Source organism: Salimicrobium salexigens, from assembly GCF_900156705.1.
GTDB lineage: Bacteria > Bacillota > Bacilli > Bacillales > Halobacillaceae > Salimicrobium > Salimicrobium album.
Map to the genome: position 1 here is coordinate 210776 of NZ_FTOK01000001.1, position 12170 is coordinate 222945.

Below are 12170 nucleotides of genomic sequence, written 5' to 3' on the forward strand. Positions count from 1 at the left end.
AGGTTTTGCTCCTGATAATGAAGGGATTTACACGTTGATAAGACTTCGGATTACGCGTACATTTACAATTGTGTTTCAAAAAAGGATCGTTTATTAAAGGAGCTGTAAAATGTATGTGGAAATCTTTGAGAAAGAACGTAGGAATAGTGTCTTTCCTGTCTGTGTCCCTGCTGATGTCGGGCTGTGGAAGCGACAGTGAACAAGCTTCTTCAGGCGGTGAAACAAACGTCAGTGAAGAAGTGGAACATACTATTGTCGGAATAGAACCGGGAGCAGGTGCAACGGTAGCTACCGAAGAGGCCGTGGAGACCTATGACTCCCTTAACGGTTGGGAACATGAAACAGCTTCGACAGCGGCTATGCTCACTTCTCTCGGAGATGCTATCAAAGCGGAAGAACCTGTAGTCGTGGTCGGATGGTCACCTCACTACATGTTCGCAAAATGGGATCTGAAGTACCTTGAAGATCCGGAGGGGGCTTACGGCGGGTCAGAACAGATTACTACACTGGCCCGGACAGGTTTTAAAGAAGAGTACCCGGGCGCTTACCAGATTCTTGAAAAAATAGGCTGGGATATTTCAACTCTTGAAGAACTGATGCTTAAAGCACAGGAAACTCCTATTGAGGAAGTAGCTCAGACGTGGGTTGATGAAAATCAGGATAAGGTCGATGAGTGGATCGCCGAAGCACCGGAAGGCGAAGGGAAGTCGATGGAACTTGTCATGACTCCGTGGGATTCTGAGCGACTGACAGGTAATATGACAAAACGTGTCCTTGAACAAAAGGGGTATGAAGTGACGTTGACTCCCGTAGATCCGGCTATCGTGTTTGAAGCTTTAGCTCAGGGAGATGCCGACGCTACTCTAGCTGCCTGGCTGCCCAAAACGCACGGTAGTTTCTACGAGGAACATAAAGATAACCTCGTCAAGGTAAATGAAGCCATCACAGGAGCAAAAATTGGCCTGGCGGTACCGGAGTATATGGACATCGAGTCCATTGAAGATCTGGAACTGGCTGAATAATAGTATCAAAGCGTGGAGCCTGACAAAGCTCCACGCTTTATTTTGTCTTTTTCAAAAAAAGATATGGTACCCTTAAAAGTAGAAGATTGAATAGGAGGCATCATGCGTTGGCTAAAAATAAAAAGAAGAATCGGAAGAAACCTCATAACAGACCGGCCCCTTCCGGAAAACCGCATTCATTGAAACAGGAGCAGCCTAAAACGACGGAAGTGACCTGTACAGGACTTACGGACGATGGAAAAGGGATAGCGACGTGGAAGGGAAAACGTCTCGAGATTCCGCACCTCCTTCCGGGTGAAAAAGCGGAAGTGGCCGTTCCAAAGCGAGGACCGGCTGAAGTCGTCCGGGTGACAGAAAAGAGCGAAGTGAGACAGGAGGCTCCCTGCCCTTACTTTTACGTGTGTGGCGGGTGTCAGATACAACATATGACTCCGCTTGCCCAGAATGATTTTAAACAAAGTATAGTCGACCGGCTTATGCAGCCGTTCGGGAAGCCTGAGCGGATTATGACTATGGACCACCCTTTTGATTATCGCAATAAAAATACGATGACTTTCGGTGAAAACAGGAAACGTCAGATTATTGGAGGACTGTACGCGGCCAACTCTCATGATCTGATCGAAATCGATCGTTGTCTGATCCACGATCCGAAAGCGGACGCCATCATTGCCACCATCAAGGAACTGCTGGTCTCTTTTAAACTTCGGCCCTATAATGAAGATACAAATCGGGGGTTTCTCCGTCACGTACTGATAAAAACAGGTAAAACAAGCGGAGAAGTGATGGTGGTACTCGTCACCGGCACTCCCGAATTCAAAGGGAAGAATAATTTCCTCAAAGCTCTTCGGCGTGCTCATCCGGAAATTTCAACGATTATCCAGAATATCAATACGCGCAGCGACAGCATGGTACTTGGTAAACAGGAAAAAGTTCTGTTCGGTAAAGGGTATATCACGGATACAATCGGAGGTATGGAGTTTGAAATCTCTGCAAAATCTTTTTACCAGATCAACCCGGTACAGACGGAGAAACTGTATGGAAAAGCAGTGGAACTTGCCGGTTTGACCGGGAAGGAGACAGTGATCGATGCCTACTGCGGCATCGGCACTATCGGATTGCTTGCCAGCAAACAGGCGGGTAAAGTGATCGGAGTAGAGATGAATAAAGGAGCAGTCAAAGATGCCATCCGCAACTCCAGGCACAATAAAGTGACCAACGCCCGCTTTTACGAGGGAGATGCCGGGAATTTTATGATGAAAATGGCTGCGGAAGGCAAAAAAGCGGACGTAGTTATTCTTGATCCCCCGCGAAGCGGCAGTGATGAGGCTTTTCTGTCGAGCGTCGTGAAACTCGGACCTGAGCGGGTAGTGTATGTTTCGTGTAACCCGGAAACTCAGGTGAGAGATCTTCATTATTTGAAGAAACACGGGTATAAAGTACAGGAGATCCACCCGGTGGATATGTTTCCTCAGACTTATCATGTGGAGACGGCAGTGCTGTTGGAGAAAAGTGGCCGATAAGCCCGGTATTTTACCGGTGCTTATTTTTTTCTTGCACTTTGAAACACTTCCCCTTAGAGTATATAATGTTAAAATATTATTCAGTTCAGAAAAACCGTAAAAGAAACAGGAAATATAATTCTCTAGTGCAGCATGAATAGTGCTGGAAAGAAAGGGTTCGGATATATTATGAAAGATAATTTCTGGAAGGAGTTACCAAAACCTTTTTTCGTACTTGCTCCCATGGAGGCAGTCACGGATGTCGTATTTCGGCACGTCGTCAGTGAAGCGGCCCGGCCGGATGTCTTCTTTACTGAATTCACTAATACGGACAGCTATTGTCATCCCGACGGAAAAAGCAGCGTACGCGGCCGTCTGACTTTCACCGAAGACGAACAGCCGATTGTCGCTCATATATGGGGGGACAGACCGGAACATTTTCGTGAAATGAGCATCGGTATGGCTGAAATGGGCTATAGAGGGGTGGATATCAATATGGGGTGTCCCGCCCCCAATGTAGCGACAAAAGGGAAAGGATGCGGGCTGATCAGGCGCCCGGACGTCGCAGCAGAAATCATTCAGGAAGCGAAAGCCGGAGGTTTGCCGGTCAGTGTCAAGACAAGACTCGGATATACGAGAGTGGATGAGTGGAAGACGTGGCTGAAACACCTTTTGGAACAGGATATAGCCAATCTGTCCATCCACCTCCGCACAAAAAAAGAAATGAGCAATTACGATGCCCACTGGGAACTGATTCCGGAGATTAAAGCACTGAGGGATGAAGTTGCCCCTCATACCCTGCTTACGATCAACGGAGATATTCCGGATCGGCAGAAAGGGTTGGAACTCGTAGAGAAATACGGAGTGGACGGAGTAATGATAGGCCGCGGTATTTTCCATAACCCGTTTGCTTTTGAAATGGAAAAAAAAGAGCATACGAGCGAAGAACTGCTTGATCTTCTTCATCTGCAGCTCGATCTTCATGATAAATATTCGGAAGAACTGGAGCCGCGGATATTCAAGCCGCTCCGCCGGTTCTTTAAAATATATGTCAAAGGCTTCCGTGGGGCCAGTGAGTTGAGGAACAAACTGATGAGCACGGAATCCACAGACGAAGTGCGGGAGCTCCTGGAGGAGTTTCGCTCTGAAAAAAGAGAGCAGAATACTGCCGCCTCTACATCAAAATAAAAGATTTAACATCAAGAAGCACCGGAGAGCAATCCGCAGTGCTTCTTTTTTTTACCGGTTGTGCCGGGAAATATAGAGAAGAATCTGGGAAACTGCCGCGAGCACGGGCAGTTCGAGTAAAGGTCCTGTAATCAGTGCCAGTGCGACAAGAGGTCTGTCAGGAAATGCGGTCATTGCGACAGCAAGCGCCACGGGAGAATTTCTCGCAAGTGTGGTCATGGTCAGACTCGTCCTCCACGATTCGGGGAAGTTCATGATGTTGCCGGCCCATCTCCCTATGAAAAAATTGATCAGGAAGAACAGGACAATAGGCACGAAAATAATCCATAAAACATGCAGATTCTCAAGGAGGACACGCCCTTCCGAAGCGAACATGGCGGCTATAGCCAGACTCAGAAAAACGATCGGAAGAGGGCCGGCCCCTGACTGAAGACTTTTCATCATGCGGGGAGTTTTTTTCAGCAGAAGTCTGAATAAAATCGCAATCAGAAAGGGTAAAAACAGTACCATTACCACACTTTTTATAAGAAAAGCAGGTTGAACCATCCCCCCTGTCCCGGCGAAAAGAAACAGATACACCGGAAGCAGTAACAGTTGCAACAGTAGGTTCACGGGAAGAATAGCGGTCGATAATGCTACGTCTCCCTTAGCAATACCGGTAAATACGAGATACCAGTCCGTACAGGGGGTGATCATAAGCATGATGAATCCTATATATAAAGAAAGGTGATCGGAAAGGAAAACAAAAGCCAGCCCCCAGGCCAACAGAGGTGACCATAAAAAGTTGATTACCAGGGTGGCCAGGGTAAAGGTGGTGCGGGTAAAAGCCTGCTTCACTTCACGCAGGGGAACCTGAAAGAAAGTGAGAGTCAGCATAACCATCAGCAAGGGTAAAATAGCGTGGCCGGCGATGTGTTTGACGGAACTGACCTGGCTAAAAGAGATGCCTAGCAGGGCAGCCGTTAAAATAAGAGGCGTGTATATTTTTTCGAACATAGTCATTTATATCGGACCTTTCCGAGGGAATTGTTACTGACGATGATATCACAATAAAAACAGCATAAATCTGATTAACGACCGAAATTACTAAATGTACAAAAATAAATGTTTTCTTTTACAAACAATTGTCTTTGTGTTAAACTTTTGTTTAAAGAGGAGGCGATTACATGAGTCAGTCGGCCCGGCCCATCGTTTGTGTAGGCGGCGCCAATGTTGATAAAAAACTTTATGCTAAAAATGAAATCGTTCCCGGGACTTCAAACCCTGTGTCTTCTTCGACTTCCGTTGGCGGGGTAGCCCGGAACATAGCAGAAAACCTGGGCAGAATAGGAGAGGAAGTCGTTCTTCTTACAACGAAAGGAAACGACGCAGAGTGGCTGGCCATTGATAAAGAATGCAGCCATTACGTGAACCTGGATTATGTTTTCGAAATCCCCGATGCTTCCACAGGCTCTTACACTGCCGTACTTGAATCTGACGGCAACCTTTCCTGTGCGTATGCGGACATGGACGTTTTCGATGAACTGACTAAGGAGAAGATTACCGGGGAACTTCCGGTTTTAGAAAAAGCGGCATGTATAATTGCAGACTTGAACTGTCCCGCGGAAACCGTGAAATTCTTACAATCTTTTGCCCTGGAAAACGGTATACCTTTCGTTATCATTCCCGTCTCTTCTCCGAAGATGGATCGTCTCCCTTCCGATCTTACAGGGGTGGAATGGCTGATTGTGAATCAGGACGAGACCGAAACGACTCTCGGCACGAAGATTGACACTGATGAAGATTGGGAGGAGTCCGTTTACAGATGGATGGATAAAGGTGCAGCTCATGTAATAGTAACAGGAGGAGAACGGGGAGTTATGGCAGGGGGCGAAAAAGGAGTTTATTTCTTTCCATCACTGGAAACACGAGTAACAGATGTGACAGGAGCCGGCGATTCTTTTTGTGCCGCAGTCGTTTATTCATGGCTGCAGAAGGAATCTTTCCGGAAGAGTCTCCAGGCCGGTCTTGTGAATGCCCGCAAAACGATTATGTCAAATACGACAGTGAGACAGGATTTGTCTGAAGAACAACTAAAACAGGACAGGGAGGAATTTTTTAATGGAACAGTATCTTGAATACTCGCAGGAAGTAAGAGACGCTAAAATTAACGATAAACCGATAGTAGCCCTCGAATCCACAATCATTTCCCACGGTATGCCCTACCCGCAGAACGTGGAAATGGCCAGAGAAGTTGAACAGATTGTACGTGACGAAGGAGCGGTACCGGCGACGATAGCCATTATGGACGGAAAAATCAAAATAGGTTTAAGTGATGAAGAACTGGAAAAATTCGGGAATAGTGAAGGGGTAGCCAAAGTTTCAAGGCGCGATCTTCCAAACGTCGTTGCTATGAAGAAACTGGGAGCTACGACCGTAACGACGACGATGATCTGTGCTGAAATGGCGGAAATCGAAATGTTCGTGACCGGTGGTATCGGAGGAGTACACCGCGGAGCTGAAAAGACGATGGACATTTCTGCCGACCTTGAAGAACTGGCAAAGACGAATGTAGCTGTCGTTTGCGCCGGCGCTAAATCCATACTCGATCTCGGACTGACGATGGAGTATCTGGAAACGAAAGGCGTACCTGTAATCGGTTATCAGACGGAGTATCTTCCTGCTTTCTACACAAGAACGAGTGAGTTCAAGCTGAGCTTCCGTGCCGAATCGGAAGAGGAGATAGCAGAAACTCTCAAAGCCAAGTGGGACCTTGGTCTTCAGGGCGGGGCCGTTATTGCTAACCCTATCCCTGAAGAAGACGCGATGGATGAATCATACATCAACGGAATCATTTCCCAGGCCGTCAAAGAAGCGGAAACGGATAAAATCTCCGGAAAAGACAGCACCCCTTATCTGCTTGGAAGAATCAAAGAACTTACAAACGGAAAAAGCCTGGACGCAAACATTGCCCTTGTTAAACACAACGCCCGCGTAGGCTCACGGATTGCGCTCAGTCTCGAAGGGAAAATTGAAAAAGAAGTGTAAGTGAAATCTTTACGAACAGCCCCTGAATTTCAGGGGCTGTTTTTTATGACTCTTTGATTCGGTCAATCTTAAAGCCATTCAATCAAATATATATTTGATTGAATGGTTGAATTTTGTGTCCGAAAAGAATATGGTATAATCAAATCAACTTTTGAATGAGGTGGCTGTAATGGCAGAGGAAGCTATAAAAAAAAGAACGAATGATACGTGCGAGACGTTTTGTTACGACGAAAAGCTCGTAGCAGATCTCAAACCCCGGGTGGAAAGAATCTCCGGTGTCGAGCAGATTTTCAAGGCGCTTGCCGATGAGAGACGTGTGAAAATCGTCTATGTTCTTACGCTCGAAGAAGAATTATGTGTCTGTGATGTGTCCAATATTATAGGCTGTACTACGGCGACCGCTTCTCATCATTTACGTCAGTTGAAAAAAATGAATCTGGCCAAACATAGAAAAGAAGGAAAGCTCGTATTCTACTCCCTAAGAGATGAACACGTAAGGCAATTAGTATCTATAGCGCTTGCCCATTCGGAAGAGGAGGTTCCTTCATGATTACGAAGGAAAAAGAAAAAGACGTCTGCTGTTCAGGCAAAAAGGAGGAAGTATCCGAAGGTACGGCCTGCTGTAGTGGTGGAGAAGCTTCTTCTGCAGGAACGCCGTTTGCTTCATCCGAAAAAGGTGAAACGAGAGAATTTTATATCCGCGGTATGGACTGCCCATCCTGTGCCGCAACTGTTGAAAAAAGTTTAAATAGAAATCCCGGCATACGAGCCGCCACAGTGAGTTACGGCACCGGAAAGCTTGCGGTGGGCGCATACGAGCCCGCGGTGTATAAAACAATTCCGGACGATGTTAAGAAATTGGGGTTTGAAGCAGTTCCGGCCCGGCAGGATCACGGGTACGAGACGTACCGGATAGCCGGAATGGACTGCGGTTCCTGTGCTATGACGATAGAAAAGCATATGGGCCGTCTCTCTTCGGTAGAGGACGTCCAGGTGAACTTTTCTACCGGTAACATGCAGGTCCTGCATGGGTTAACGCAGGAACAAATCTTGAAAGAAGTGAAAAAGTCCGGATTCGAAGCTTATCCGGAATCTGTTCCTGAAGAAGAAACACCCGCCTGGAAGAAAGGAAGTTTCGTAACCGTCATTTCCGGTGTCTTTCTGGCGCTCGGCTTCATTGGTTCGTTTACTGGTGTTCCGGCTATTCTGGTTACCCTGATGTATGCAATTTCTATTGCCACCGGAGGTTTCAAACCGGTAAAATCAGCTTACTACGCCGTTCGAAGCAAATCGCTCGATATGAACGTGTTAATGGCCTCCGCTGCAATCGGAGCAGCCATCATCGGCGAGTGGTTCGAAGGAGCCATGGTCGTATTCCTGTTTGCGGTCGGCAACCTTCTTCAGGACCGTTCCATGGAAAAAACGAGAGACTCTATAAGGAGTCTGATGGATTTGACGCCGGCCAAGGCTCTTGTGAAAACGGAAAACGGCTTAGAAGAGAAAAATGTTGGAGACGTGGGAGTCGGAGAGGTGCTCGTCGTCCGCCCCGGGGATAAGATACCGATTGACGGGAAAGTGATTTCGGGTACGACAAGTATTAACGAAGCTCCGATCACAGGGGAATCCATCCCTTCCGATAAAGATATAGGGGATGTCGTTTACGCAGGTACTCTTAACGGACACGGGGCTCTCGAAATCCGAGTGAGCACTTTGTCAGAAGATACGGCGATTGCAAAAATCATCCATATGGTGGAAGAAGCTCAGGAGAAAAAAGCTCCTACGGAAGCATTGATCGACCGGTTCGCGGCTGTTTACACTCCCGTTGTGTTCATTCTGGCTCTTCTCGTCATGGTAGTACCTCCTCTTACAGGTTTTGGAACCTGGGGCGAGTGGGTCTACAAAGGTCTGGCTCTATTAGTGGTAGCCTGTCCGTGTGCACTCGTCATCTCTACTCCGGTAGCGATCGTCTCGGCTATCGGAAATGCGGCAAAACAAGGAGTTCTTATTAAAGGTGGTACGTATCTTGAGAAGGCAGCAGCCGTTAAATCAATAGCATTCGATAAAACAGGAACGCTTACTGAAGGAAAGCCTAAAGTGGCAAAAACGGTTGTCTTCAGTGGAAATGAGGAAGAGCTCATTTCACAGGCTGCGACTATAGAGTCCCAGTCCTCGCACCCTATTGCAGAAGCGATTCTTACGTACGCAAAAGGCAAAGGAATTACATTGCAGGAAGGGGAAGATTTCCAGACGATGGCCGGTCAGGGAGCGAAAGGTGTCATTGAAGGCCGGGAGGTTTTCGTAGGGAAACCGAAACTTTTTGAAGATATGCATACAGACTTCCGTAATGTTCAGGATGAGATTTCCCGGCTTCAGGAAGAAGGAAATACCCTTGTCCTGGTAGGTACGCGCGAGAGTATCAGCGGAGTCATAGCCGTGAGAGATACCATACGCGAGGTTACGGTACGGGCGATAGAGCGTCTGAAGAAAAATGGCATGAAAGATATGGTGATGCTGACCGGAGATAATGAAGGTACAGCAGTGAATATCGCCGGAGAAGCCGGAGTGACCCGTCATTTTGCGGAACTTATGCCTGAAGATAAAGTGACAGCTATCCAGAAACTTCAAAATGAAGGAAAACAGGTAGCCATGGTCGGGGATGGTATCAACGACGCCCCGGCTCTTGCGACAGCTGACCTAGGAATTGCTATGGGGGGTGCCGGTACGGACACTGCCATGGAAGCGGCAGATATTGTTCTGATGGCCGACAACCTTGAAAAACTTCCTGAAACGATTAGTCTCAGTAAGAAAGCATTGAATATAATCAAACAGAATATCTGGTTCTCTCTGCTGACGAAAGCCGCAGCGCTCATCCTCATATTCCCTGGAATATTAACATTGTGGATGGCTGTGCTGAGTGATACAGGTGCGGCTCTGATTGTTATATTGAACAGTATGAGACTTCTCAGAAATAAATAAAGAGACAAGTAAAACCTCCCCGCCGCGTAGGCAGGGAGGTATTTTTTCATGGCCTCTTTAAATAGTGTTATCCCGATCTTCGTTGATGATGGAAACGAAATCTTTCAGAATCTGCGCGGTGAGCCCCCAGATCACTTTATCTTCAAAGTAGTAAAAGTTCTCTTCATAAGGAACTGTCTGCCACTCATAGGTTTTCCCATTCGCAATATCTTCGTGGGGAAAGCCCTCTCTTGGACGTACCTCTATATCTATATAGTGTACAACCGGGTCATTATTCAGGAAGTATGACAGAGGGACGGTAAACGATTCATGAACTTCGGCCGGGTTCTCGGTGAACTTTTCTTCTCTCTTGAGAAACCCTGCGTAAGCATGAATTTTTGGACCGAATGGAGAGAATAAAGTGCCGATTTTCCATATATCTGTAACTTCTTCCGGCCGGGTGCCGAGTTCTTCACACGTTTCTCTTATAGCAGTATCTTTGAGATGGCCGTCTTCCTCATCTGCCATCCCTCCGGGGAAACACACCTCTCCCGGCTGACGCCGCATATGAAAAGACCGGACTTCGAATACGACGTGAAGTTCACTTTCTTTCTCTACGAGAGGGAGGAGGACTGAGAAGTTGACAGGCCTGGCCCGTCCAATATAGTGAGGGGTGTGTCTTGTAAGCTTGTCGCGAATGGATGCTAATTTCATTTCTTTCACCTCTGATTTACAGTATACCAAATTCTTGAATTCAAGGCAGCTGAAATGTGTTAAAGTGGAATAGAAAAGGGGTGATATATATGGCAGGAAATATGAGGAAAGATATAAAAGCAGGTCAGAAAGTATCTATCGTGTTGAAAAAAGATCAGCGTTCCGGAGCACTTACCGAGGGAGTAGTGAAAGATATTCTTACAAAGTCTCCCGAGCATCCGCACGGTATCAAAGTACGTCTTGAAGATGGCCAGGTGGGTCGTGTGAAGGAGATTCACTGATGCCCTATTTTCTGTTGATCCTCGTAGTAATAATGTTTTCAGGGAATATTATAATCGGCAAAGCCATTAATGATCTTCCTCCCTACACTATAGCCTTCCTGCGTCTTGTCGTCGCTTTTATCGTTCTGTTACCTATCGGTCTGCGCTCAGCCCGTCAGTATAAAGAAACTTTTTTCACGTACAAAAAGCCTTTTCTTATTATGACTCTCACAGGTATTACTTTTTTTAATACCTTTATATATGCATCGCTCCAGTTTACGACCTCAACCAACGTCTCGGTCCTTGAAACGATTATACCTGTCGTAACAGTTATTCTGAGTGCTTACATATTGAAAGAAAAGATATACAAAATCCAGTGGCTCGGAGTATTCGTTTCACTTTTGGGGGCAATGTGGGTGGTGATGGACGGAAACATCTATCAACTAGCCGCCATAGAGTGGAATATTGGCGATGCGATCATGATCGGAGCTATTGCTACGTGGGCGATTTATTCTATTTTTGTAAAACAGTATATGCCGCTTTTTCCAAATTACGGAGCTCTTCTCGTGATGAGCGGCCTTTCAGTATTGGTACTTTTGCCTGTTGTGATACTGGAGTGGATTATCCTCGGTGTTCCTGTGTTCGATACAGGTAATATAGCTGGCATTTTCTATTTGGGTGTGTTTCCGTCGTTCCTTGCGATTTCTATGTATAATACGGCGGTCGATAAAGTGGGAGCTTCCAAATCTTCTATATTTCTGAATCTGCTGCCGGTATTTACGATGACCGGAGCGTGTGTGTGGCTAGGCGAGGATGTGACTCTCACTCAAGTTGGCGGAGCAATTACAGTCATCGCGGGTGTTATTGTTACTACGCAGGGAGACCGTCTTTCCAGACGAAGAATCTAATAGGCGGTACTTATGTCTTTAATAGCAGGAACAGACAATTGCAGAAAAAAGGTGTGAATTCAGGTTGGATTTTCTTAATAATGAGAACGTGTGTTCTCATACAGGCTCTGCTATGTTATGATATAAACAGCCCCTTTCAGAAAGGGGGTGAGGGTTATGACGGAATGGGTGTTTTTGGCCGCTGCGATCATTAATCTGTTAACGGCGCTCGTCGATTTCAGGAAAAGAGTTCGATCCAGAAAAAGGTCAAAAAAAGAAGAAGACCTCCGCTCGGACAAGCGAAAGTCTTCATAAAACCTAACCGGAAGGAGGAGGTACAACTCTTCCTTCCCCTCATAATATAATCTGTTTCCAGTATAGCGTACTTGTGAATGATTCTCAAGCAAATCAGCGTCTTTATTGCGATGGGATCTGCGGTGATTTTCCAGTACTTAACGCTCTTTTTCCTTCGGCTTAAGAACGATTTTTCCATTCTCAATGCCGATATCCAGAACGTCTTCTTCAGAGAATCCTGCTTTTTCCACAAGGTTTTTGGGAAGTTCGATACCTGCGTCTCCTTCTTGCTGAGGAAATGCTTTCCTTCTTACTGCCACTGAA

13 protein-coding genes are annotated in these 12170 nt (G+C 46.5%); 10 read left to right on the forward strand and 3 right to left on the reverse strand.

The genetic code is table 11. From position 1 onward, the window contains the following. Positions 1–113: 113 nt before the first annotated feature. The 3 genes from BW931_RS01095 (at position 114) to BW931_RS01105 (ending at position 3709) form a co-directional block, all read left to right on the forward strand. A complete protein-coding gene (locus tag BW931_RS01095) occupies positions 114–1022 on the forward strand; it encodes a glycine betaine ABC transporter substrate-binding protein (protein ID WP_076569253.1) in 909 nt (302 codons plus the stop codon). Positions 1023–1129: 107 nt separating this feature from the next. Further along, a complete protein-coding gene (gene rlmD / locus BW931_RS01100; protein ID WP_076569255.1) occupies positions 1130–2542 on the forward strand; it encodes a 23S rRNA (uracil(1939)-C(5))-methyltransferase RlmD in 1413 nt (470 codons plus the stop codon). 168 nt (positions 2543–2710) lie between these two features. Further along, positions 2711–3709, forward strand: coding sequence for a tRNA dihydrouridine synthase (locus BW931_RS01105; RefSeq protein WP_076569631.1), 999 nt, complete (start codon positions 2711–2713; stop codon positions 3707–3709). Positions 3710–3760: 51 nt separating this feature from the next. Here the strand turns inward: BW931_RS01105 and BW931_RS01110 are convergent, their stop codons facing one another. Then, positions 3761–4711 carry an arsenic resistance protein gene (locus BW931_RS01110; RefSeq protein ID WP_076569256.1) on the reverse strand — a complete coding sequence of 317 codons (951 nt, stop codon included), beginning with the start codon at positions 4709–4711 and terminating at the stop codon, positions 3761–3763. 164 nt (positions 4712–4875) lie between these two features. Between BW931_RS01110 and BW931_RS01115 the strand changes: the two genes are divergently transcribed. The 4 genes from BW931_RS01115 (at position 4876) to BW931_RS01130 (ending at position 9712) form a co-directional block, all read left to right on the forward strand. Then, positions 4876–5826 carry a carbohydrate kinase family protein gene (locus BW931_RS01115; RefSeq protein WP_076569258.1) on the forward strand — a complete coding sequence of 317 codons (951 nt, stop codon included), beginning with the start codon at positions 4876–4878 and terminating at the stop codon, positions 5824–5826. Next, positions 5810–6736 carry a pseudouridine-5'-phosphate glycosidase gene (locus BW931_RS01120; RefSeq protein ID WP_076569260.1) on the forward strand — a complete coding sequence of 309 codons (927 nt, stop codon included), beginning with the start codon at positions 5810–5812 and terminating at the stop codon, positions 6734–6736. Before BW931_RS01115 ends, BW931_RS01120 begins: the two co-directional genes overlap by 17 nt. A gap of 169 nt (positions 6737–6905) precedes the next feature. Next, positions 6906–7286, forward strand: a complete 381-nt coding sequence (locus BW931_RS01125; RefSeq protein WP_076569263.1) for an ArsR/SmtB family transcription factor — start codon at positions 6906–6908, stop codon at positions 7284–7286. Beyond that, positions 7283–9712, forward strand: coding sequence for a heavy metal translocating P-type ATPase (locus BW931_RS01130; protein WP_076569266.1), 2430 nt, complete (start codon positions 7283–7285; stop codon positions 9710–9712). The genes BW931_RS01125 and BW931_RS01130 overlap by 4 nt, the downstream gene beginning before the upstream one ends. 57 nt (positions 9713–9769) lie before the next feature. Here the strand turns inward: BW931_RS01130 and BW931_RS01135 are convergent, their stop codons facing one another. Beyond that, on the reverse strand, positions 9770–10405 hold the full coding sequence (locus BW931_RS01135) for an NUDIX hydrolase (protein WP_076569268.1): 636 nt from the start codon (positions 10403–10405) through the stop codon (positions 9770–9772). 89 nt (positions 10406–10494) lie between these two features. Here BW931_RS01135 and BW931_RS01140 point away from each other — a divergent pair, with 89 nt between their 5' ends. From BW931_RS01140 to BW931_RS13430, 3 genes are all read left to right on the forward strand, one after another. Next, a complete protein-coding gene (locus BW931_RS01140) occupies positions 10495–10686 on the forward strand; it encodes a YwbE family protein (RefSeq protein WP_076569271.1) in 192 nt (63 codons plus the stop codon). After that, a complete protein-coding gene (locus BW931_RS01145; RefSeq protein ID WP_076569274.1) occupies positions 10686–11573 on the forward strand; it encodes a DMT family transporter in 888 nt (295 codons plus the stop codon). The genes BW931_RS01140 and BW931_RS01145 overlap by 1 nt, the downstream gene beginning before the upstream one ends. Before the next feature lie 156 nt (positions 11574–11729). Then, entirely contained in the window at positions 11730–11867 is a 138-nt protein-coding gene (locus BW931_RS13430; RefSeq protein WP_156330876.1) for a hypothetical protein, read from the forward strand. A gap of 137 nt (positions 11868–12004) precedes the next feature. Here BW931_RS13430 and BW931_RS13340 read toward each other — a convergent pair whose 3' ends face one another. Further along, entirely contained in the window at positions 12005–12166 is a 162-nt protein-coding gene (locus BW931_RS13340) for an AbrB/MazE/SpoVT family DNA-binding domain-containing protein (protein ID WP_143023806.1), read from the reverse strand. Between the last annotated feature and the right edge of the window lie 4 nt (positions 12167–12170).

Coding starts and splice junctions, on each gene's coding strand:
- BW931_RS01095 (WP_076569253.1), top strand. CDS start 114: ATGTGGAAATCTTTGAGAAAGAACGTAGGAATAGTGTCTTTCCTGTCT.
- BW931_RS01105 (WP_076569631.1), top strand. CDS start 2,711: ATGAAAGATAATTTCTGGAAGGAGTTACCAAAACCTTTTTTCGTACTT.
- BW931_RS01110 (WP_076569256.1), bottom strand. CDS start 4,711: ATGACTATGTTCGAAAAAATATACACGCCTCTTATTTTAACGGCTGCC.
- BW931_RS01115 (WP_076569258.1), top strand. CDS start 4,876: ATGAGTCAGTCGGCCCGGCCCATCGTTTGTGTAGGCGGCGCCAATGTT.
- BW931_RS01120 (WP_076569260.1), top strand. CDS start 5,810: ATGGAACAGTATCTTGAATACTCGCAGGAAGTAAGAGACGCTAAAATT.
- BW931_RS01125 (WP_076569263.1), top strand. CDS start 6,906: ATGGCAGAGGAAGCTATAAAAAAAAGAACGAATGATACGTGCGAGACG.
- BW931_RS01130 (WP_076569266.1), top strand. CDS start 7,283: ATGATTACGAAGGAAAAAGAAAAAGACGTCTGCTGTTCAGGCAAAAAG.
- BW931_RS01135 (WP_076569268.1), bottom strand. CDS start 10,405: ATGAAATTAGCATCCATTCGCGACAAGCTTACAAGACACACCCCTCAC.
- BW931_RS01140 (WP_076569271.1), top strand. CDS start 10,495: ATGGCAGGAAATATGAGGAAAGATATAAAAGCAGGTCAGAAAGTATCT.
- BW931_RS01145 (WP_076569274.1), top strand. CDS start 10,686: ATGCCCTATTTTCTGTTGATCCTCGTAGTAATAATGTTTTCAGGGAAT.
- BW931_RS13430 (WP_156330876.1), top strand. CDS start 11,730: ATGACGGAATGGGTGTTTTTGGCCGCTGCGATCATTAATCTGTTAACG.